Genomic DNA, 21,640 nt, shown 5'->3' on the forward strand with positions numbered 1-21,640 from the left:
ATATGATTTTTTTAAATTTATTTTCATGCTGATATAAGAGCCCGTTCGGAGGCTTGTCCTTTTATCCGGAAGCCTGCCCCGTTGCTCAGCCGGGCAGACCGATTACTAAAGCCCCAAAAAATGCTAAACCCCAGGCAGCAAATCTGCCCGGGGCGGCCGTAGCGGCTGGGCCACGCTTCCTTCAACGAGAGAGCCGGCTCTGGCCATAGCCCTGATCAAAACTTCAGCCCCATACTGATGGTGAGCATATTGTTGGCGCCAGCAGCTTGCGCAAAGAAGTCATCCAGCCCTATTTCGTAGTTGGCATCTAGGGTAAGGAAAAGAACATCCACCCCTACGCCCACGTTCGCGCCCCAAGTGAAGGTATTCAGATCGCTTTTATCAAAACCATAGCCGGGCTTCTCATTGACACCTATAATATAGGAAGGCATCACGCCCCCTTTCACATGGATACCGAGCAGCCCGTTATCGCCCGTAAGCCGCAATCCTATATTGACCGGCGCTTTCAAGCTCTGTATCGTGGTCTCTTCCTGAAAACTGATGTCATCCGGGCGCGCTACCTGATCGACGAGGCGGGCAGTATAATTATAGAAATGAAGGCCCGGCTGAAAGAACAGCGCCTTTTCGCCTATGCGGAAATCTACCCCTGCATTCCAGCCTACCCGGGCTTCCGCAGTGATATCGCCCAGCTGGCTTTCTACGCCGGAGAAGTTGGCCCCCACCTTGGGATTGACCACAACCTGTGCGCTCAGGGAAGTGCTGAAAATGGCCAACAGGAATGCAGCCGCAGTAGCCGCTGTGTAGAACTTTGCCGATTGCTTCTTCATCATCTGATTGTAGTGTTGGTGACGGGGAAGATAACGCCCCCCTGCACAGCAATCTTATCAACACAGGTGTTAAGCCCGGGTTAAAATGTGAGGGGGCCTGCCCCTGCCCGATGGCAGGTGCCGCTATGCTCCGGGGCTCGCTGTCCGCTCGGCCCTAACGGGCTTGCCACCCCTCCGCAGCGCTAGGCCGGTGCCATCTTGATGGCTGAAGCCTATTGCATTTGAGTTTGGGGCCCAATGTTTGGGCTATAGATTTCATCAGTCTCGCTGTATCTATTATTTTGCCTACAGCATTTTGCCCCACTAAAACATACCGTGATGATGGATTTCTCTTGGATTGAAACCCCCACTCTGTTGCTAGACGAACGCATATGCCGCCGCAATATCCAACGTATGGCAGAAAAAGCCCGCAAGGAACGCATCAGGCTCCGCCCTCACTTCAAGACGCCTCAGTCGCTGCAGGTCGGCCAATGGTTCCGGGATGCGGGCGTACATTGCGCCACGGTCTCCTCCCTACAGATGGCACGGTATTTTGCCGACGGAGGCTGGAGCTGCCTGACCGTAGCCTTCCCTGTCAACCTGCGGGAAATACGGAGCATCAATGAGCTGGCCAGCCGCATCCGCTTGGGGCTCACCCTGGAAGATGCGGCCGTGGCGCGGCGGTTGGGCGAGCTGCTGCTGCACCCTGTTGACATTTGGGTCAAAATAGATATTGGCAATCATAGGACAGGGCTGAGGCCCAACGATACAGCTGCCATACGCGAGACGGTAAAGGCAGCAGAGCAGCACCCCCTACTACAGCTAAAAGGGTTTCTATCCCATGCTGGGCAGAGCTACCAAGCCCGGTCACAGCAAGAGATTGCCCACGTCCACGAGCAGAGCCTCAGCGTTGTACAAGCGCTCAAACAAGCTTTTCCTGGCCTGCAATACAGCTTAGGGGACACCCCCACGGCCAGTGTCATGTCCCAATTTCCTAGTGTAGACGAGCTCCGCCCTGGCAATTTTGCCTTTTATGATCTGATGCAATGGCAAACTGGAGCCTGCACCATAGCGGATATCGCATTGGCGCTGGCCTGCCCTATTGTTGCCCGGCACCCCGAGCGCAGGGAAGTGGTCCTATACGGCGGAGCGGTGCATTTATCCAAAGACCGGCTGCTGCTGCCAGATGGCAGCTCTTATTTCGGCCTGCCTGCCCGGCGGCTGGAAGGCAAATGGGAGCTGTTCCCGAAAGGCAGTTATTTGTCGCGCCTTTCCCAAGAGCACGGGATACTGTCTTGCACTCCCGAGCTGTTCGCTGAACTTGAAATAGGGAGCCTGGTGCACATCCTGCCCGTCCACTCCTGCCTCACCGCCAATTTAATGAAAGGCTATCGGGGCTTGGGGGGTGAGTATTTGGATATGATGCCGGCCACCTACCCCGAGGCAAGGTAGCTTTGCCCCTTACGGCAACAAAGGGGTACCGCCTCAGCCGTACCCCTCTGTTATTTCGCCGATTGCCTCCTTTTGGCCCTTACAAGGTATGGGCGGGGATGGACAGTATCGGCATATTGCAATGATAAGACATCTCTTTGGCATGGCTGTAACGGAAGAGCTCTTGGAAAAAACTGCGCTTATGAGTGACCATAGCCAGTATATCGACACCGTGGCCTTGCATATACCCTATCAGCACATCCTTTAGGTCTGTACCATCTACAACCTCAAATGCCAAGTTATCGTAGGTAGGGAGCTTTTCGCGGAACGCATGCATACGCTGCGTATAGCTAGCGGTATGTGCCAAGTCTACATTTACACAATGCATCTTAGCGTTGAAAGGGCGGGCAATTTCGACAAGCTGTTCAAATGCCTTCACCTCTTCCTCTTCAAAACTGACCGCAAAGGCGATGTCGTCAATTTCTCCATCAAAGACTGCTTTTTCGGGCACTGCGAGCACCGGGCAGTCGGCATTTTCCAGGATCTCCCCAGCTACGCTGCCCATAAAGATCTCCTTCAGGCCGCGCGCACCGGTCGTCCCCATTACAATGAGGTCAGCCTGTTCTGTTTTGGCAATTTTAAGCACAGTTTCCACGGTGCGGCCCGGCTCGAGGCGGTGCTGCACATTAAGGTGTGCAAACCCAGCTTCTTCTTGTACTTTCCGCAACTGAGGGATTTTGTCCTTGAAGTTTTCAAACTCATCCAAATCATATTGCTCATAAAACTCCGACAAGGTGTGAGGCAAGCCTCCGGCACGCACCTCCGGCTTTTGATACACATGAAGGGTGACGAGCTCCGCCTTTAGTTTGTCTGCAAGATGCAGGGCATAAATAAAGGCCTGATGGGCCGCCTCGGATAAATCTGTGGGGAAGAGTATCTTTTTCATTTTGCGATAGGTTGTCACCGGGCACACACCGGCAGAATTGGCATATATAAGCAGTACAAGCTCCGGGCAGGGAGCATTGGGTTGAAAATAAGGAAAAGTCCGGAAGCAACTACAAAAGATCAGCGGGTTTAGCTTCAGCCTGCTTTCAGGGCTTTGCCAAATAAGACCTTGAGCTCCTCTACCCCAAGGACTTGGCCGCTCAGTACGACTTCTTTGCCCATTTGCAGGGCCGGTATAGCCGTGATGCCCAAGTCCATCATTTCCTGTATATCCGTTACCTCCTCAACGACCAAGTGAACGCCCTGTTCCGATGCAGCCTGCCGTACGTTATCCAGCAGGCGCTTGGAAAGGTTGCACCCCAGCCCAAACAGCCTTATACGTTGTTCTTTCATTGCTGCATTCTATCTGCCCATGACCGGCATGATTAGCGCCGGCAGCGTTATCAGTTGGGTAATTTTCTAATTCGGGAACGCCCCATTTCTATATCACAAAGAAGCTTTATTCTTTACAAAGCCCCATTGATAAAAGTCAGCCCTACCCTCTGATATTCATCAAAGAGCGCACAAAACCTAAAAAAGAGCGTTTTATGATGACAATTGTTGACAATCCTCAGCCCGCCTTGCCCACCGAATCCTTATCATTGTGGAACAGCCTCTGCTGAACGCTTTTGGTACACCAAATTTTCCCCCAATGTCCAGATACCTGTCCTTTTTCGCCTTTCTATCCCTCTTGTCCCCTCAATTTGGGGCAGCCCAAGACCACACACTCCGGTCTTTGCCCCCGCAGGCCATTGCCCTCTACCCTACCCTAGAAGACATGCATGGCTATGCCTTAGGGCAGCACAACGATTACATCCTCGTTTTTGGCGGCAGCATCCGTTCTCGCCTATCCGAGAAAGGCTATGAAGACTTCCCCAATCTGGATATTTTGCTGATTGACCTCAAACGCAGGCGTGCCAGTGCCTTTACCAACGGCAACTACGATGGCTCGCTGGGAGAGCAAATGAGCGCCACCGGGCTATCTTATCAACAGCAGGGCGGGAAGCTTTACCTTCTTGGCGGCTATGGCTATAGCGAATCGCACGGCCAATACCTGACCTTCCCTTATATCACAGTAGTAGACCTGCCCGCCACGATTGACGCATTGCTACAGGGGGAAGCGCCTATTGCCACTTTCCAGCAGATCTGCGATGAGCGCATGGCTATTTTTGATGCTGAGATGGACTTCAATGGGCAGGAGTTTTTTTTGGTAAATGGCAAGATCGCCTACAAGGTCAGGCCTTTCTCAGACCAGGCGGAATATGTGGAAGAAAGCTACCAGGATGAAGTCCGGACTTTTCAGCTAGAAGAAGGCCCGGGCGGGGAGCTCCGCGTAAGCGCATTTCAAACTTGGTACGACCTAGAAGCTTTCCGCGATCAGTACGGCACCCTGATACCGGAGCGCATAGAACAGGCGCTGCGCAAGCCCAATCCACAGGGGCCTGCCCAATAAGCGCTCACATTGACAAACATCACCCGTTGAGCTGACCAAGGTCAGCAGCTTAGGCATGCTTTCCAGGCTATATTTGTAGCACAAGCCGCGGGGTTGTCCAACCGATAACTCCCGGCTGACATGGTCAATTGGGTGTTCAATTTTTACGGCCAGTGGTACTATGCAGGGATACCCCCTGAAACAACTGGCTATACAGCCGCACTGATTTTTCAGCGCGGCTGTTTTTTTGCCCTCAATGCCAATCCTCCTGGTATTTGGCTCAACGAGAACCTCCAGTTACCCCTTCGCGGCAGCGAACTGCTCATTCTCCCTTACCCTGCTTGCGCTTTCCACCTACCTTTATTGCACTTTTTACGGTGGCTGCCCGCCTGGCAGTCCCTATACTTTCCTCATTAATACGGCCTAAGCCCCCTTCCTCGGCCACTGCAATTGTGATATCGGGTATGATGTGGACCTTCACCATATTATATATTGTGCTTGCCCTATTTGCACTACCTGCCATCGGGCAAGAGTGAAACCGTACTTCCCGGAAGCCGTGACTGAGGCTAGAGCCCGCAAAGCAGGGGAAACATCTACTTTGGACTTAGATTGCGCACAGCTTTGTGTGATTGCCATAAAGGGCATACAAGAACAACAGGAAATCACTGAGCGCCAGTAGGAAGAGATCAGCCAACATAGGGGCAGGCCGGAGCGCTTCTAAAAAATGATGGAGGGAGCGCTCAAGGAAGAGTAAGGATTACTTTTTCCGATTCACAATCATTCTCAGCCGCCTGGCCACGTGCCAAGGTGGCTGCTTTTTCATCCCACACAAGAGCATAAGATGTTGATTTGCAGCAAAAAACACAAGCCAATGCATAGTTAAAATGCGCTTATTCCCCTCACCAGACTGCCCAGCACATCAAATGGGCACAGACTACGAGCGTGTTGGGGCTTTAGCCTGGCATTGGCCTAGCGCTGCGCAGGGGTGGCTGAAGGCCAGACCCGACGCCTGTAGGGCGAGGGGCCGAGCGGACAGCGAGCCCCGTAGCATAGCGGCACCTGCCCTTGCGGCAGGTGCAGGCCCCATCACATGGTGCAGGGGCAAGCTCAAAAACGACAATCTGGTTTACGGCTCATCCAGTCTATTGCTTTTGTTGCACATAAGCCTGCACGCCCTTGCCAGATAGCTCAGCCTTCAGCGCCCTTGCATCGCTCAGATCGGCATAACGGCCTACCAAGACTACCGCATAAGCACCACGGTCGAACAGCTCCACGCTGCTGCCGCTATAGCCCATCTTTTCTAAGCTCCGCTGCATGGCTTCTGCATTCGCCTTATAGCGGAAAGTGCCTGCAAGCACCATATACTCCCCTTTCCCGACCGTGCTATAAGATGGGGCTTGCTGCTCCAGTGGGGCACGCTCCCCTGTTTCTGCGGCTTCCTCGTAGGCGGGTGTGGCATATTCTTCGTCGGCAGCTCCCTCAGTATAAGTTTCTTCAGCCCCATAGCCTGCGCCTGCGGAGCTAGTGTCTGCCCCTTCGTAGTACCCTTGGCCGTAGGTGAGCGTATCCTCCTCCGGGAAATCTTGTTGAACATGCTCCTCCGTATTGGCCACAGCAGCCTCTGGCTCTCCGCCAAGCAGGTTGGTCGTCATGTAAATAAGATAAATCAGTGCAGCAACACATACCGCCACAATCACGATGGTCAAATAATCAAGTCTGGACATAGTTTAGGCTTGGTTTGAACGGCAATGGGCATACAGCCGGCCGTACAGGTAAATATCATTTTCCAGGCCGAAGGCCACCCCAAGGGGCCTCTTGCGTGCGTGGCCTGCCCCCGATAACTAAGAGTTAGGCCTAAGGTAGAAAAAATCAAATTAAGTATTTTTTCATACTGCAGCCAGTATGGGCTGAGCACCACCTTTTTCCTAAAACAGCAGCTGCCCTTATTTCAAGGGCTGTACCACCTTGCACCCCAGAAAAACCATAAAAAGGCCATAATCTTTCCTCCAATAACGATTAATTATCATCCTCAGTCAATAGCCTTGTAACAACACCCCGCCATTTTATCACGCCCGCCCGGGCACCAAACACGCTTGCGCCATCAGCAGGTTTCTACACCGTGAGCAATTGGGAGCCCTTTGGCCCGCCTCCTATTTTATAATTCCAAAATCCTACGGACATGAAGATCAAGCTGAAGACAGCCCTGGCAGCAGCCTCATTGGCCGCTACCCTCACGCAAAACGCTCGAGCCGAACCGGACGGCAACCCTCCTGCCATGCCAGCCCGAATTTCGGATGATACGCCAGCGCCTGCTGTGTACAAAGAGCCCGCGGACCTGACCGATGCAGAACGGGCTGCAGCTGTTTTCCGGGCAGTAGAGGACGGAGAGGCTGCAACCGTAAAAACTTTCCTGCATTGCCTTGCTTTCTACGAGCACAACACCTCTGGCGAGACCGCCCTTTAAACCTTCTCTGGGCGAGCCCGTCCAACCCTCAAAAAGCCCATGCGGTCAACCCTTTTACTCCTACTCTGCTGTACCTGGCTGAACGCCACTTTTGCCCAAGCCCCTCTTTACTTCCCTCCTGTGGAAGGCCCCGAATGGGCAAACATCCCACAAGACAGCCTTGGCTGGTGCCCAGAAAAAGTAGACAGCCTGCTTGCTTTTGCCGAAAGCAAAGGCACAAAATCGCTCCTCATCCTAAAAGACGGCCGTATCGCTTTAGAAGCCTACTTTGGCAGCTACACCGCCGATTCCCTCTGGTACTGGGCATCAGCTGGCAAAAGCTTGATGGGGGTGATGGTAGGCCTGGCCCAGGAAGACGGACACCTGTCCATACAGCAGCCGGTCTCTGATTTCATGGGCGAGGGCTGGAGCAGCTGCCCGCCAGAAAAAGAAGCCCTTATTCAAGTTTTCCATCAGATTACGATGACTACCGGGCTGGACGATAGCATAGAAGAGGACGCTGCCAGTAATTGCTTTGAGCCAGAATGTTTTCAATACCTGGCCGATGCTGGCGAACGGTGGGCCTACCACAACGCCCCCTACCGATTTGTCCAGGATGTAGTAGAGGAAGCGACTGGGCTCAACCTGACCTTGTTCACCCGCCTACGCCTGGGCAACAGGATTGGCATGAAGGGCGCCTGGTTCAACTACATTTACTTCAGCACGGCACGGGATATGGCCCGGTTTGGGCTGTTCAACCTAGCGGAAGGCCGCTGGGGCGATGACCAAGTCATGACGGATACCGCCTACCATGCGGCCATGCGGCAGCCCGCCCAGCCCCACAACCCCGCCTATGGCTACCTCTGGTGGCTAAATGGGCAGAGCAGTTTTTTGCTGCCTGGGCTTCAGGCCACCTTTCCAGGGCCCCTCATCCCCGAGGCACCATCCGACATGTACGCTGCCTTAGGGGCAAACGACCAAAAAATCTACATTGTGCCCAGCCAGAACCTCGTCGTCGTCCGGCAAGGGCTCGACGCCGGCGGGATCGCACCGGCCGCCTCCTCTTTCGATAATGAGCTCTGGAGCCGTTTGTCCGGCTTGGCATGCAACCCGGTAGGGGCGGAGCAGCGCCTGCCCCATAGCAACGCGCTCAGGGTATACCCCAACCCGGCAACCGAGTTTATCCAGATCAGCAGCCCCGCGCCCATAACATCTACTACCCTATGGACGCTAGAGGGCCGGCTTGCGGCTCAATGGGGCGGCCAGCTTCTGCTCCCCGTAGGCCAAATCCCTGATGGGCTTTACCTGCTCCAAACCACCTTGAGCACAGGAGAAACCATGCAGCAGCAAATCATGATCGCTCATTGATGCAGGCTTATGCCTAAAAGGACATGGGGTCTGGGTGGAGATACTCGTAGCCCAGCCGCTCTTTAGAACGAGCATTGCTGATGATTTTCCAAGATGGGGTGGCCCCAGCAATAAAGGTGGGAGGCTCCAGCCCTTCTTTTTCGGCCTGAGCAGTATAGAAAGCTGCCCGGGTAGGGTGCTCATCAGCTACTACATTGAATATCTCCCCAAAAGCCTCTTTCCTAATCAAAGCGGAGACCAGCCCTATACAATCCTCCAAATGGACCAAGTTGACAGGGGCTTCGCCATTGGGGACATCCCTCCGCCCCGCCAGGAAACGCCCAGGCTTACGGCTGCCCCCCACAAGCCCAGCCAGGCGCAGGACGGTCACCTGTGGCTGTCTTCGGAGCTGAAGGTACTGCTCAATGACCTGCAGCGCCCTTCCCGAAGCGCTTGAAGGAGCAAGTCCGTCTGCCTCATTCAGCACCCTTTGCTCATTGCCGTACACGCCGGTGGAGCTGGTGAACACGACTTGCTGGACTTCATAGCGGGCAGCCCACTCCATAACCGCCATAATTTTCCGTGGATAAGCCTCCTCTACATCTGGCGAACGCCGCCCACCGGGCGGAATGTTGATAAACAAAAGGTCCGTTTCAAAAAACCGGCCCAAATCTGGGCCCTCCACTTTTTCTCCAGCCTCTACTAAAAAGGGGGAAACCCCGGCCGCTTCAATCTCAGCCAGCCGCTCGGCACGCGTAGAAGAGCCCTTTACCAGGTAGCCTTCTGCGGCCAATGCCTGCCCGAGAGGGAGCCCAAGCCAGCCGCAGCCCAAAATAGAAATGTGTCTAATCATGATGCCAGTTTTGTTGCGCAAGTCAAACAAATAGGGCGCAAACCAGATTGTCGTTTTTTTTGCCCTGCCCCTACCGCAAGGATAGGGGCCTGCACCTGCCCGCGTGCAGGTGCCGCTATGCTCCGGGGCTCGCTGTCCGCTCGGCCCCTCGCCCTACAGGCGTCGGGTCTGGCCTTCAGCCACCCCTTCGCAGCGCTAGGCCAATGCAAGGCTATAGCCCGAAAGGTATAAACGCCTGCGACATTTTTGGTTCACACCCAACAAATAGCATTGATGCGCCGGGCCAGTGTAGTGAGAAAAACGAGCTCTCTTAACCCTACAATGATCCCCGGCGCATACAAGTCTAATGTACATCCTTTTGCGATCCATATACTAAGAAGTACCTTTATGAGCGTTTGAAGTTCGAACCGCCTAAATCATTCCGACAATATGGATAAAATCAAAATACTCTGGGCAGACGATGAAATCGATCTGCTCAAGCCCCAGCTTATGTTCCTCGAGAAAAAAGGCTACGAGGTGGTCACTGTGACCAACGGCTACGACGCCCTCGAAGAATGTGAAGCCAACAATGACATAGACCTCGTTTTCCTAGACGAGAGCATGCCCGGCATTACCGGGCTGGAGACGCTCAGCAAAATTAAAGCGCAAAAGCCCCACCTCCCAGTGGTAATGATCACCAAGAACGAGGCCGAAAACGTAATGGAGGAAGCCCTAGGCGCTCAAATTACCGACTACCTCATCAAACCGGTCAACCCCAATCAGATCCTGCTGACCCTCAAAAAAATCGTAGACAACAAACGCCTTGTCAGGGAGAAGACCTCTTCTGATTACCAGCAGGAGTTCCGGCAGATCTTCATGGAGATCAACAGCGGGCTCAATGTGGAAGAATGGGTAGACATCTACCGGAAAATCATCAGTTGGGAAATCAAACTGGACGAATCCAATTCCAGTGCCATGTGGGATATCCTCGCCGACCAAAAAAGCGAGGCCAATGCAGCCTTCTCCAAGTTCATAGAAAAAAATTATGTCCATTGGATACAAGACAATGACGGCCCCGTTATGTCTAACAACCTCCTGCGCAGCAAAGTCTTCCCCAAGCTCAACAACGAGGTGCCAAGCATTATCTTGCTGCTGGACAATCTGCGCTATGACCAATGGCGCATGCTGGAGCCCATTTTCAATGAATTCTTCAGGACCGAAGAAGAAGACTTCTTTTACAGTATCCTGCCCACATCGACACAGTATAGCCGAAATGCGATCTTCTCAGGCATGATGCCTGCAGAGATCGAGAAGCACTACCCGCAATGGTGGAAGAACGACAACGACGAGGGCGGCAAAAACCTGCACGAGCATGACCTGCTATCGGAGCTTATCGGGCGGACTTTCCGCAAGGATATCCGCTTCGACTATGTAAAAGTGACCAACGCCCATCATGCCAAACAGCTGAACGACAACATCCTCAACTATCTTCAGAACGACCTGACGGTGATTGTCTACAACTTTATCGACATGCTTTCCCATGCGCGCACGGAGATGGAAGTCCTCAAAGAACTGGCTGGAGATGAAAAAGCCTACCGTTCACTGACTCGTTCGTGGTTTGAAAACTCTCAGCTTTGGACGGCCCTGCAGCAGGCTGCGGAGCGGGGGGCACAGCTTTTTGTCACTACAGACCACGGCACCATCCGAGTCAAAACGCCATCCCGTGTTGTTGGTGACCGGGAAACGACCACCAACCTCCGCTACAAAGTGGGCCGCAACCTACAGTACGAGCCGAAGGATGTGCTCGATGTCCGAGACCCTAAGCAGGCCAAGCTGCCACGCCCCAATGTCAGCTCTACTTTCATTTTCGCGAAAGAAGACAAATACTTCCTCTACCCCAATAATTACAATTACTACAACAATTACTACCGGAACACCTTTCAGCACGGCGGCATCAGCCTCGAGGAGATCATCTGCCCGGTTATCCGTATGAGCGCCCGGTAAAGTGTGCTAAAAGTTCGCTGCAACTTGGGCACGGCCTGTGTGGACCACACGGGCCGTGCCTGTTTTTCGACCTTCATAACTCACCCGGAGCTGAATGCTGCCAGAAAGCTGCTGGTCCAAGGTGAGGTTCCACAAATAATTATCTCCGCGCTGCAAGCCATTGAGGATGGCAAACCCGACAGGCGAATTGGGCTGGCCATCAAAATTCACGCTTACAACGGACAGGCGCAGCTGCACAGAGGTCTTGGCAGAACGATTGTAGCGGGCTTCTGCTTCCAGGGTGTGGCGCTGTGCATAAGTGCCGCTTTCTGGCAGCTGATCTCCGTCTTCGCGGAAAGTGTAAGCCAATGAGGCGCGGAAGTCCCGTGTCGGGATGAAAGTCATATCAGGGCCCAGTTCCCAATAAAGGATATCGTAGTCCTTGTTGTTGAAAAACTCGGAATCACTGCTGCGCTGCCCCCGCGTGAGGTTGCCCTCCAGGCTGAGGGCAGGAAGGGCATTCCAACGCCCCCGCAAGTACTGTTCGCTAGTGCGCCGGCTCTCAAACCCAGACGTTTGCACAAACTTGTTGCGGGCGTCGCTCATGCCCAGCTGTAAAGTATATACGGGGTCGGCTTGGTTAAAAAACAAGGTATTGCGGATGTTGGCGCTCACGGCCACCAATGCGGTGTCCGCCACATCGAGCTGAAAAGGGTTCCATGCGGCAACGGCTTCGCTATCCTGCGTTTTGCGGTTGATCGACAGGTTGGAAATGGTCGAAAACCGGGCTACGGCCCGCTTTAGCCCAGCTGCATTGCCCCAGAGCACCTTTGGCGTCAGCCTTAAGCTTTGGTTGAGCCGCACATCGTCTGTGCGGATAAACTCGTCTGTCACAGCAGTGACCCGCACGTAATCGGCCAGGTCCTGAAAAGGCGCAATCTCCATTTCATTGGGCTGAATAACGCCATCATTGTTGTAGAGGGAGTCCAGCCAAATATAGGTGCCTTCCCCGGGGCGCACCCTCAGGTAAGTGAACTCCACTTTGGCTTCCTGCCCAGAGCCTATTTCATAAGTGGTATTGGACTGCAAGACCCCTTTGCCCAAGCTGAAATTGAGGTCGCCCCGCCCCAGGAAGGTCTGCCCGGGCTCCTGATTGGTCGCCCCTTCCCGCTTTACAGCAAGCTCCCGATAGGTGAAATTCCCCTTCAACTGCAACCGCCGCCCGGCCTTCTGTACACCCCACTGCCCATTGAGGTTGGCCTCGGAGGCTACGGTGCCGGTCAGGAAGCGGTCTGCTGCAAGCGTATAATCTGTACGCTGACTATAGCTCAGCCCAGCTTGCCAGCCCTCCCGCTCGGGCATTTCGGCGAAAAGCCGGTAGCGGTTGAAATAAAAGCTCTGCGCAGCAAGGGTATCCACATTGCTTTGCCGCCGCTCATTGCGCTCTTGCTCTCCATACACCCCAAGCTTTAAGCCAGCCAGCTCCGGAAACGAACGGGCTATGCTCCCCCGGGGCCGAAGGAAGCGAGTTTTCAATGTTGCGGATTGGGAACGGAGAAAGCTGGCATCCGCCTCAATGTCCCACTTGGGCAGCTGTTCGCGCAGGCGCAAGCGGTGCTGCCAGCCGTTGTAAAGGCTATCCCGCTGAAATGTGCTCAGCTCGTACCCCAAGCTGCCTATGCCCACAGCAGACAAGGTGACATCGGCCCGCCCAATTTGTTCCGTAGCTGCCTCCACCTGGCCTTGCCCCTGCACATTAGCCAAGCTCCAATCTCTAAGAAACTCAGGGTTGCGATAAGGGTTTAATGGGCTAAAGCGCGCCTGCACCCATTCGTAGCTCAGGCGGGAATCTGCACGCCAACGGCTGCTGTCGCCTCCAATCTTCCAACTCCGCTTCAAGGCCGTGTACCCGGAAAAGCCAATATCGTCGCTGCTGTCCAGGCGAGAGAAGCGGTTGTCATCCCGGCGGCTCATCCCTAGCTCTGCCTCCACCTGTGTGTGCTCATTCCAAGTGTAGGATGCATTGAGGGTATAAAGCTGCTGTTGACGAGGCGGGGCCAACTGCACCACCGGCTCATAATCCCCTGCAGGCAGACAGCCCTCCGTAAATCCTGCCCATCGGTATACCCGCTCGTTGGCCGGCTGCGCGGGGTCTAGCACATAGGTGCCATTGCCCTGCCCTACAAAGGTAAACCGGGCCGTGTAGAGGCTGTCACCGGGCACTGTCGTAAACCTGAGATAGCGCACCATAGAGTCGAGCCCACCGCAATTCAGCAGGGTGTCCGCATACCGATAAGCAACCCGGGTAGGAGAAAACTCGCCAAGGGTGTCTACTGCAGGCAGGAAGGCCCCATCCGGCTCGTCCCCGGCTTCAGCAAGCAGCTGCCGGTCTTCATCCGTAAGCACCAGGTCTCCAGTGGCGTTCTTGCTGTCCTGCTGATTGAACAAGTGGAAGCCCATCCGGAAACGGCCCTGCTCGTATGTGGCATCCACTGCATAGAGCGACCGGACATAGCTCTGATCCGCATAATCGAATTCCACTACAATGCGGCTGTCCTTGGTGATCAGGCGGCGGTTGGTGAACGTCAGCTCGCCCCGGTTATAATCAATGATGTAATCCTGCTCCAGCCCACGGGTGAGCTGCTCCCCGTCCAAAAAGACCTTCTCAGTGCCCGAAAGGACGATAATAAAGCGCTCCCCCTCCGCGCCCCTCAGCTTGTAAGGCCCCTGATTGCCCTCTATGGCGTCAATGAAATTGCGGGTAAACTGCCCACGGCTGATGGCAACGCTGCCCCGTGTCTTCAGCTGCCCATCGCCCAGCACTGCGGCAGTATTAGAAAAAGTGGCGCCCTGCAGTTTTTTGAAATAGTTCATAAAGTAGCTGTCCGGGCGCTGCAGCTCATAATCTCCGGCAATCAAGCGGGAGCTCCCTTTCTGCAGCTGAATAAAAATACGGTCGAACTCCCTCAGCTGCTGTGTATTGCCTTCGGGCTGTATCGGGATGTTCTCATCTGTTATGGCAGCCAGGATCTCAATGCCATCGCCCAGCTCTCCGGCCAGCTGCAGGTTGAAGCTGGAATTGAGCACCAAGTCTTGGTTGTTGCCAAAGGAGATGCCCCGGGTAAAATTCCCGTTGTAATTGAGCCCCCGGAAATTGAGCGTTTCCCCCTCGGTTTCATAAGGGTTGTAGGATATCCCGATGAGGCCGTCTTCCAAAGGCTTTGCCATTGTGGTATCCAAGTTGAAACGGGCAGCCCCGAGGTTGTAAGGGAGCACCCGGTAGCGGAGGCGGAGGCTGTCAAAGCTAGTAAGCCAGGAGATGGGGAAAATTAGTTTATTGTTGTCGGCTTCTACCTCTTTGGGGTCCAACGCCTGCCCCCCGGGCCAGGCCGTCACCGTGAGGCTCTGGGGCACGATGGTTAGGGCATCTGAAAACCAAGGCTGCCCGGACGGCTGCCAGACGGTATCCCTCAGGCTAGATGCAGGCTGCTGTGCAACTGCTATAGCAGGCCATAAAGACACAAAGGCGCCCAACCACCATAGGTGTGCACCAAAAAACCGCCCACATGTTTTGCCCCGAATGACCAAAAGGTTGTGCTTTGTTTGAGAAGGGGGCCCTCCGCTCGTGGATTGATCCGCAAATCTTTGCCTTCTAGAAGGTCAACCCCTGCAAATGCCCCGACGTAGAAAACGAGCTGCCGGTTTGGGCTAGCAGCCCCGCTGTATTAACGCTGATTTGACCGCCGGCGTGCCTCAAGGCCGGACTACAGCCTATCGGGCTGCCGCAATCAACCCCATTTGTGGCATAAATGTACAAATCCAGTCAAATCACAGATTTAACACAAAAAACAACTGCCAACTAATCTACAACCGTATATTTTCCTTATTTTCGCGTTACCTTTGAGACGGCATACAACTTATGCCGCCGAGCTATCTTCCCCCTCTTGTGAGCACCGGAGGAGCTATTATCCGCCGGGCTTCGTCTGCATACCAAACCAACTACGCTTTATCATCAGCTTTGGCATTGTGCCACTAGCTGTTCAGCCGCTATAGCAAGTACAATTGCTTATAGGCACTGAAATTGTCCATTTTGCGTATTTTCACCGTTAAAGTGTTGATACGCTGTTGTTTTTGGTATAATCTTGTGAACAAATATCCTAAAAGTCCCCTGAACTAAATCGTGCAATATGCAAAGACGACCTCTACATCTGAATCTGACATGCCTACTGTTCCTCTTTTCCCTGGCCCTGCAGGCACAGGAAATTGATGTGCAAAATTACCGGACCTATGACGGGTCGTTCAACAACATGAGCAACCCTTCTTGGGGCGCTGTGAATGACCTGCTCCTGATTTCCGGCGACCGCATGGGCTACGCTAACCTCATCGCACAGCCCGCTGGCCCCAACCGGCCAAGCGCCCGGCGGATCAGCAACTCCCTGTTCTCCCAAGGCAGCCCGCTTTCTGACCCCTATGAGCTGAGTGATTTCATCTGGGGCTTTGGGCAATTCCTTGACCACGACTTTGGCCTGACCCCCGACGGCAGCGAGCCGATGAACATCCCCGTCCCTCAAGGAGATGAAATGTTTGACCCGTTCAATACTGGCCAAGCTTTCATCCCTATGGTCCGCAATGTATTTGACCCCTCCACAGGCACCAATGCGCTCAATCCCCGCCGGCATCCTAATATCATTACTGCTTTCATCGACGGCTCTGGCGTATATGGTTCGGAAGACTACCGGGCCAATTGGCTCCGCACTTTCGAAGGTGGCAAAATGAAGGTTTCTGCCGGCAACCTGCCTCCTTTCAACACCTACAATGGACAGTATGATGCGCCCGTAGACCCCAACGCGCCGCATATGGACAACCCTGTTGGCCTGACAGAAAAAATCTTCGTTTGTGGAGATTCTCGGGCTTCCGAAAATGCCGTGCTGCTGGCTTTCCACGCCCTCTTCCTGCGCGAGCACAACCGCCTATGCGAAGAGCTGGCCGAAGAACACCCGGAGTGGAATGATGAGCAGCTCTACCAACATGCCCGCAAACTCGTAGGCGGCCTGATACAGTCGATCACTTACGATGAGTGGCTGCCAGCCCTTGGGGTAAGCGTCCCCGCTTATACCGGATACAAAGAAGAGATCAACCCTCAGCTCTTTAATGTCTTCACAGCTGCTGCGTTCAGAGTGGGGCACACCCTCCTCAACAGCACACTGCTGCGCATGGACGCAGATGGGAATGAAATCCCGGAAGGGCACCTCCCGCTACGCGACGCCTTTTTCAACCCTTACCATGTCATGGAAACGGGGCTCGACCCTTTCTTCCAAGGCATGGGCACCCAAAAAATGCAGACGTTCGATGCTAAAGTGGTGGACGATGTCAGAAACTTCCTTTTTGGCCCTCCGGGCGCCGGCGGGCTCGACCTCGTCGCCATCAACATCAACCGTGGGCGAGAGCGCGGCCTGGAAGACTTCAACGCCATCCGGCAAAACTTCGGGCTGAACACTTACAGCTTCTTCCAGCAAATCAACAACAACCAAGAGGTATACGTAAAGCTGCTTGGCTTGTATGGTGATGTAAACGACATCGACCCTTGGGTAGGCATGCTGGCAGAAACCCCTGCGCAAGGCGCTGTATTCGGGCCGACCCTGAACCGCATCATGGAAGTGCAGTTCGCTAACCTGCGGGACGGTGACCGTTTCTACTATGAAATTGACCCGGTCTTGTCAGAGGAGGAAAAGGCTTGGATTAAAAATACAACCTTGCACGATGTCCTAATGCAAAATACCGGCATCAAACTGATGCAGGATGATGTCTTCGGCGCTATGGATTTCGAATCTATCTGCGGAAGCATGACCGCTGACATCTCTGGCACAGTCACCACTGAAGACGGCATTCCAGTGCCTAACGTGATGGTCAATGTCCTGAACGACTCCGAAGCTATGCAGCTCATGACTACAGATGAGGGCAACTTCTCATTCCTGAGCGTGCCCGCCTGCGAAGTCAATATGGTAGGGCTAGAGCGCACTGACGGTTTGACCAACGGCGTCTCCACAGCCGACCTCATCCGCATTCAGCAGCACATCTTGGGCGTTCAGACCCTTGGCAGCCCTTATAAAATGATTGCAGCTGATGTAGACCGAAGCGGCACCATTTCTGTATTGGACCAGATCCACCTGCGCCGGGTCATCCTCGGCCAAAACGACTTTTTCCCCAACAACGATTCTTGGCGCTTCATTGATGCGAAGTACGAGTTTCAGACCAACGCTCCTCAAGCAGAAGACTTCCCCGAAACCGTTACGGTTGAGGATGTCCTCTCTCAAAACATGGACTTGGAGTTCATAGCGGTCAAAGTTGGAGATGTAACCGGCGATGCTAACATCGGCGACGGCCTTGCGCCAGATGAACTGGAGAACCGCAGCCAATTTATCTTCACCCTGCAAAATATGGAGCTTCAGGCTGGGCAGTCTTATGATATCCCTGTCTTTGCATCCGATATCGCACAGTTGGAGGGGTATCAGTTTGGGCTGGACTATAAGGCTGGCGCGCTACAATTTGAGGGTATGAAAGCGGGCGTTCTGCCTGCGCTGGACGAAAGCCACTTCGCTCATTTTCCTGAGGCAGGCTTCATCAGCACGAGCTGGGTACGCCCGGCCAATGCCAAAATTGAAGACGGATCGCCCTTGTTCTACCTTGCTTTCCGTGCCCTTCAGCCTGTAACATTGAGCGAAGCGCTAAGCCTTTCTGAAGCCAAAATCAAAGCAGAAGCTTATGGTCAAAATGGGGCTATCTCCACAGCAGGCCTCGCTTTTGAGCAAAGCCAAAGCGGCCTGGAAACAGGTTTCGCCCTCTACCAAAACAGCCCGAACCCCTTCAAAGCAAGCACGGTGATTGCTTTCCGCCTGCCGGAGGCTGCCCGCGCTACCCTTACCATAACAGACCTAAGCGGCAAAGTCCTCTTGTCTCGGTCAGGGACATTTGAAGCCGGGGAGCATCAATGGCAGCTCAACCGTAGCGACCTGCCTGCAACAGGCATCCTTTTCTATACCGTGGAAGCAGGACAAGAAAAGGCTACACAGCGTATGGTCCTAATCGACTAGCATAAAGGCACAGATCGCCTTAAAGCGGCTGTTCCCGGCACCGGGGGCAGCCGCTTTTCTTTTCGAAATACATCATCCTATCCGGCTGAGAAGACTCCTGCTAAGCGAAAATTCGCTATATTAATGCCATAAAAGCAGAAAACCATGCACCCAACTTACCCCAACCTGCTCCAGCCTTTAGACCTCGGCTTCACGACCCTGAAAAACAGGGTTTTGATGGGCTCTATGCATACCGGCCTGGAAGAAGAGCAAAACGGATTCGAAAAAATGGCCGCGTACTTTGCCGAGCGTGCCGCCGGAGGGGCTGCGCTTATCGTCACCGGAGGGATTGCCCCCAACCGGGCGGGCTGGGTGGCTCCGTTCTCTGCTAAGCTCTCCAACCGCAGGGAAATGCGGAAGCACCGCCTCATCACAGATGCAGTGAAGATGGAAGATGGCAAGATATGCCTACAGATCCTTCACGCCGGGCGCTATGGCTACCATCCCCTTGCTGTCGCCCCTTCTGCGCTAAAGGCTCCAATCTCCCCCTTCAAACCCTGGAAGCTCAGTAGTGGAGGGATAGAGCGCACAATCCGCGCGTTTGTACGGACCGCACTGCTGGCACAGGAAGCTGGCTACGACGGCGTTGAGGTGATGGGCTCAGAAGGGTACCTGATCAATCAGTTTATTGTCTCCAAAACCAACAAACGCACCGACCAATGGGGCGGCGCTTATGAAAACCGCATCCGCTTCCCGCTGGAAATTGTACGTAGGATCCGCCAAGCCGTGGGGCCTGAGTTTATACTCATCTACCGCCTGTCTATGCTCGATCTTGTAGACGATGGCAGTACGTGGGGGGAAATAGAGCACCTCGCACGAGAGATAGAAGCTGCCGGGGCAACCATCATCAATACAGGCATCGGCTGGCATGAAGCCCGGGTGCCTACGATCGCTACTATGGTCCCTCGGGGCGGCTTCAGCTGGGTCACCCAGCGGCTGATGGGCAAAGTCAATATCCCCCTCATCACCACTAACCGTATCAACACTCCCGAAAAAGCAGAGGAAATCCTCAACGCTGGCCATGCCGACATGGTCTCTATGGCCCGGCCTTTCCTAGCCGACCCCGACTTTGTGCGCAAAGCACAGGAAGGCCGCCCAGAAGCGATCAATACCTGTATCGCTTGTAATCAGGCTTGCCTGGACCATATCTTCAAGCAAAAAACAGCCAGCTGCTTAGTCAACCCCCGAGCCTGCCATGAAACCACGCTCAACTACACCCCGGCCCCAGCCCCCAAAAAACTGGCTGTCGTCGGTGCCGGGCCGGCAGGCCTCGCATTTGCCACCACGGCCGCTGAGCGCGGGCACGAGGTCCACCTCTTCGAGGGCAGTGCTGAAATCGGAGGGCAATTCAATATGGCCAAACAAATACCCGGAAAAGAGGAGTTCCACGAGACCATACGCTACTTTACGCATCAGCTTCAGCAAACAGGAGTACACCTACACCTCAGCACATGGGCCACAGCCGAAGCCCTGGCCAGCCAAGGCTTCGATGAAGTTGCCCTAGCCACAGGCGTGATGCCCCGGCAGATACAATTGGAGGGCATCGGCCATGAAAAGGTCTTGGGTTATATCGATGTGCTGCGCCATAAAAAGCCTGTAGGCCAGCGGGTAGCCATCATAGGGGCAGGAGGCATTGGCTTCGACGTCGCAGAGTACTTGGCCCACGAAAATACCGGTGCCCCTCAGCCGGTCAGTGCTTTCTTGAAAGAATGGGGCGTAGACTCGGAATACAGCCGGGGCGGAGCGCTCGCCCCTCCCAAACCAGAACCCGCTGCCCGGCAGATCTACCTCATGCAGCGGTCCAAAGGCAAACCCGGTGCAGGGCTTGGCAAAACGACCGGATGGATCCACCGGGCCAGCCTTAAGAAGAAAAACGTCACCCTAATGAGCGAAGTGCAATATCTGAAAGTGGATGACGAAGGCCTGCACATCCTGAACAAAGGCAAGCCCCAACTGCTCGAAGTGGACCACGTCATTGTCTGTGCCGGCCAAGAGCCCCTGCGCGAGCTGCAGCCGCCGCTCGAAGCTGCAGGGCTAAAAGTACACCTCATCGGCGGTGCAGATGAAGCCCGCGAGCTCGACGCCAAACGGGCCATCAGCCAAGCCAGTTGGCTGGCCGCTGCCATTTAGAGCGTGTTGGGATTTTGGTCTTCTAGTCGAAAACCGGAGTTTAGCCAAGTCCCGCTTTTGATGCACAAAAGCGGGAAGGATTTTCGGGGCGAAGTATAAGCGGAAAAGTGTCCCGCTGTCTAGCGGGACAGACCGATCACTAGGGCCCCAACATTCTCTAAAGCCCTCATTCTACCGATAACAGGAAGCGGGCCGGCAGGTGGAAACGGCGGCTCCATGCATTTTCTGTATGCGCATCGCCCGAGAATTTCCGCGACAAATAACCCGGCTGTCCGCCAAATATCCTATCCACGTCTTGCTGATGAGGCTCATAGTGGGCGTCAAGCGTAGCGGTGCCGTGGTCAAAATACAACCTGCGCCCTTGCAAAAGGGGCCGACGAGCCTGCAGGTACCTTAGAAAAGCAGCCGGGATTTCAAAGTTTTGCTCAAAGCTCCCAATCCAATGTGTAGATAAGCAGGCAGCGCCTCCAAACACCTCCGGGTACTCAAAAAAAGCATACATCGAAATCAGCCCGCCCATACTTGAGCCCGCAATAAAGGTTGTAGCCTGGCCAGGCAGCGTGCGGTACTCCCGGTCTATAAATGGCTTAAGCTCATACACCAGAAACTTCAGATAAGCATCTGAGTTGACCGCCCGCCCGAACAGGGGCTGCTCCCCCCGCTTAAGGCTGTAAAGTGTATCCCGCACGTTTTTGGGCAGGCTCATAAAGGGCTTCTCCGGAAAGTAATTGGCATGCCGCTCTACAGGCAGGTTGCTGATGCCCACCAGAATCACCTCAGGGGCTCCACCTTCCATTGCCAGTGTGCGCAGTACCTCCCCCGCAGCCCAAGTCTGCCTATTCCAAGTATCGACCTCCCGGAAAAGCATCTGCCCGTCGTGCATATACAAAACAGGGTAGCGCTGCCCTTCCTGATAGCCCTCAGGCAGCCGGATATAAACATCGCGGGAGGACACAAAATGAGACGGGAAATCCCGGATGACCGATAGGCCCTCCGCCAACTGCTCTTGTGCTGCCAAACCTGCAGGCCAGATCGAACAGGCCATCGCCAACAGCTGATGGGTGAACGTTAAAAAGCGTGAATATTTCATCCCCCCAATTTGCGGCCTCAATCCATCACTTA

At 54.4% G+C, this 21,640-nt stretch carries 14 protein-coding genes; 7 read left to right on the forward strand and 7 right to left on the reverse strand.

Going from position 1 to position 21,640, the window contains the following annotated elements:
• Nucleotides 1-215 precede the first annotated feature (215 nt).
• Nucleotides 216-830 carry a porin family protein gene (locus FRY97_RS06935; protein WP_246141615.1) on the reverse strand — a complete coding sequence of 205 codons (615 nt, stop codon included), beginning with the start codon at nt 828-830 and terminating at the stop codon, nt 216-218.
• Nucleotides 831-1,145: 315 nt separating this feature from the next.
• Here FRY97_RS06935 and FRY97_RS06940 point away from each other — a divergent pair, with 315 nt between their 5' ends.
• Nucleotides 1,146-2,258, forward strand: coding sequence for an alanine racemase (locus tag FRY97_RS06940; protein WP_147166722.1), 1,113 nt, complete (start codon nt 1,146-1,148; stop codon nt 2,256-2,258).
• 79 nt (nt 2,259-2,337) lie between these two features.
• Here the strand turns inward: FRY97_RS06940 and FRY97_RS06945 are convergent, their stop codons facing one another.
• Both FRY97_RS06945 and FRY97_RS06950 read right to left on the reverse strand, forming a co-directional pair.
• The gene (locus tag FRY97_RS06945; protein WP_147166723.1) at nt 2,338-3,183 is read right to left on the reverse strand and encodes a universal stress protein; all 846 of its coding nucleotides are present in this window, start codon (nt 3,181-3,183) and stop codon (nt 2,338-2,340) included.
• Between the two features lie 134 nt (nt 3,184-3,317).
• Nucleotides 3,318-3,575 (reverse strand): thioredoxin family protein, encoded by a 258-nt coding sequence (locus FRY97_RS06950; protein ID WP_147166724.1) that lies wholly within the window; start codon nt 3,573-3,575, stop codon nt 3,318-3,320.
• Nucleotides 3,576-3,873: 298 nt separating this feature from the next.
• Between FRY97_RS06950 and FRY97_RS06955 the strand changes: the two genes are divergently transcribed.
• Nucleotides 3,874-4,674, forward strand: a complete 801-nt coding sequence (locus FRY97_RS06955) for a hypothetical protein (protein ID WP_147166725.1) — start codon at nt 3,874-3,876, stop codon at nt 4,672-4,674.
• A 1,121-nt stretch (nt 4,675-5,795) separates the two neighbouring features.
• On the opposite strand, the gene FRY97_RS06960 is transcribed toward FRY97_RS06955, so the two are convergent.
• Nucleotides 5,796-6,377: an SPOR domain-containing protein gene (locus tag FRY97_RS06960; RefSeq protein ID WP_147166726.1), complete on the reverse strand. Its 582-nt coding sequence runs from the start codon at nt 6,375-6,377 to the stop codon at nt 5,796-5,798.
• Nucleotides 6,378-6,832: 455 nt separating this feature from the next.
• On the opposite strand from FRY97_RS06960, the gene FRY97_RS06965 reads away from it, so the two are divergent.
• Together FRY97_RS06965 and FRY97_RS06970 are read left to right on the forward strand one after the other, a co-directional pair.
• A complete protein-coding gene (locus tag FRY97_RS06965; RefSeq protein ID WP_147166727.1) occupies nt 6,833-7,117 on the forward strand; it encodes a hypothetical protein in 285 nt (94 codons plus the stop codon).
• Nucleotides 7,118-7,156: 39 nt separating this feature from the next.
• Nucleotides 7,157-8,464 carry a serine hydrolase domain-containing protein gene (locus FRY97_RS06970; RefSeq protein ID WP_147166728.1) on the forward strand — a complete coding sequence of 436 codons (1,308 nt, stop codon included), beginning with the start codon at nt 7,157-7,159 and terminating at the stop codon, nt 8,462-8,464.
• A gap of 13 nt (nt 8,465-8,477) precedes the next feature.
• Here the strand turns inward: FRY97_RS06970 and FRY97_RS06975 are convergent, their stop codons facing one another.
• A complete protein-coding gene (locus FRY97_RS06975) occupies nt 8,478-9,296 on the reverse strand; it encodes an SDR family oxidoreductase (protein WP_147166729.1) in 819 nt (272 codons plus the stop codon).
• Nucleotides 9,297-9,725: 429 nt separating this feature from the next.
• Here FRY97_RS06975 and porX point away from each other — a divergent pair, with 429 nt between their 5' ends.
• On the forward strand, nt 9,726-11,279 hold the full coding sequence (gene porX, locus FRY97_RS06980; protein ID WP_147166730.1) for a T9SS response regulator signal transducer PorX: 1,554 nt from the start codon (nt 9,726-9,728) through the stop codon (nt 11,277-11,279).
• Nucleotides 11,280-11,285: 6 nt separating this feature from the next.
• On the opposite strand, the gene FRY97_RS06985 is transcribed toward porX, so the two are convergent.
• Nucleotides 11,286-14,672 (reverse strand): hypothetical protein, encoded by a 3,387-nt coding sequence (locus FRY97_RS06985; protein WP_147166731.1) that lies wholly within the window; start codon nt 14,670-14,672, stop codon nt 11,286-11,288.
• A 773-nt stretch (nt 14,673-15,445) separates the two neighbouring features.
• On the opposite strand from FRY97_RS06985, the gene FRY97_RS06990 reads away from it, so the two are divergent.
• A complete protein-coding gene (locus FRY97_RS06990; protein ID WP_147166732.1) occupies nt 15,446-18,349 on the forward strand; it encodes a peroxidase family protein in 2,904 nt (967 codons plus the stop codon).
• Nucleotides 18,350-18,493: 144 nt separating this feature from the next.
• Nucleotides 18,494-20,518 carry an NADPH-dependent 2,4-dienoyl-CoA reductase gene (locus FRY97_RS06995; protein WP_147166733.1) on the forward strand — a complete coding sequence of 675 codons (2,025 nt, stop codon included), beginning with the start codon at nt 18,494-18,496 and terminating at the stop codon, nt 20,516-20,518.
• A 166-nt stretch (nt 20,519-20,684) separates the two neighbouring features.
• Here FRY97_RS06995 and FRY97_RS07000 read toward each other — a convergent pair whose 3' ends face one another.
• Nucleotides 20,685-21,608, reverse strand: a complete 924-nt coding sequence (locus FRY97_RS07000; RefSeq protein ID WP_147166734.1) for an alpha/beta hydrolase — start codon at nt 21,606-21,608, stop codon at nt 20,685-20,687.
• Nucleotides 21,609-21,640 lie beyond the last annotated feature (32 nt).

This window comes from Phaeodactylibacter luteus (genome assembly GCF_007993045.1).
GTDB lineage: Bacteria > Bacteroidota > Bacteroidia > Chitinophagales > Saprospiraceae > Phaeodactylibacter > Phaeodactylibacter luteus.

Excerpts from the sequence above, each read along its gene's own strand:
- FRY97_RS06945 (WP_147166723.1), bottom strand. The coding sequence starts at position 3,183 with ATGAAAAAGATACTCTTCCCCACAGATTTATCCGAGGCGGCCCATCAG.
- FRY97_RS06940 (WP_147166722.1), top strand. The coding sequence starts at position 1,146 with ATGATGGATTTCTCTTGGATTGAAACCCCCACTCTGTTGCTAGACGAA.
- FRY97_RS06990 (WP_147166732.1), top strand. The coding sequence starts at position 15,446 with ATGCAAAGACGACCTCTACATCTGAATCTGACATGCCTACTGTTCCTC.
- FRY97_RS06965 (WP_147166727.1), top strand. The coding sequence starts at position 6,833 with ATGAAGATCAAGCTGAAGACAGCCCTGGCAGCAGCCTCATTGGCCGCT.
- FRY97_RS07000 (WP_147166734.1), bottom strand. The coding sequence starts at position 21,608 with ATGAAATATTCACGCTTTTTAACGTTCACCCATCAGCTGTTGGCGATG.
- FRY97_RS06955 (WP_147166725.1), top strand. The coding sequence starts at position 3,874 with ATGTCCAGATACCTGTCCTTTTTCGCCTTTCTATCCCTCTTGTCCCCT.
- FRY97_RS06975 (WP_147166729.1), bottom strand. The coding sequence starts at position 9,296 with ATGATTAGACACATTTCTATTTTGGGCTGCGGCTGGCTTGGGCTCCCT.
- FRY97_RS06960 (WP_147166726.1), bottom strand. The coding sequence starts at position 6,377 with ATGTCCAGACTTGATTATTTGACCATCGTGATTGTGGCGGTATGTGTT.
- FRY97_RS06935 (WP_246141615.1), bottom strand. The coding sequence starts at position 830 with ATGATGAAGAAGCAATCGGCAAAGTTCTACACAGCGGCTACTGCGGCT.
- FRY97_RS06995 (WP_147166733.1), top strand. The coding sequence starts at position 18,494 with ATGCACCCAACTTACCCCAACCTGCTCCAGCCTTTAGACCTCGGCTTC.
- porX (WP_147166730.1), top strand. The coding sequence starts at position 9,726 with ATGGATAAAATCAAAATACTCTGGGCAGACGATGAAATCGATCTGCTC.
- FRY97_RS06970 (WP_147166728.1), top strand. The coding sequence starts at position 7,157 with ATGCGGTCAACCCTTTTACTCCTACTCTGCTGTACCTGGCTGAACGCC.
- FRY97_RS06950 (WP_147166724.1), bottom strand. The coding sequence starts at position 3,575 with ATGAAAGAACAACGTATAAGGCTGTTTGGGCTGGGGTGCAACCTTTCC.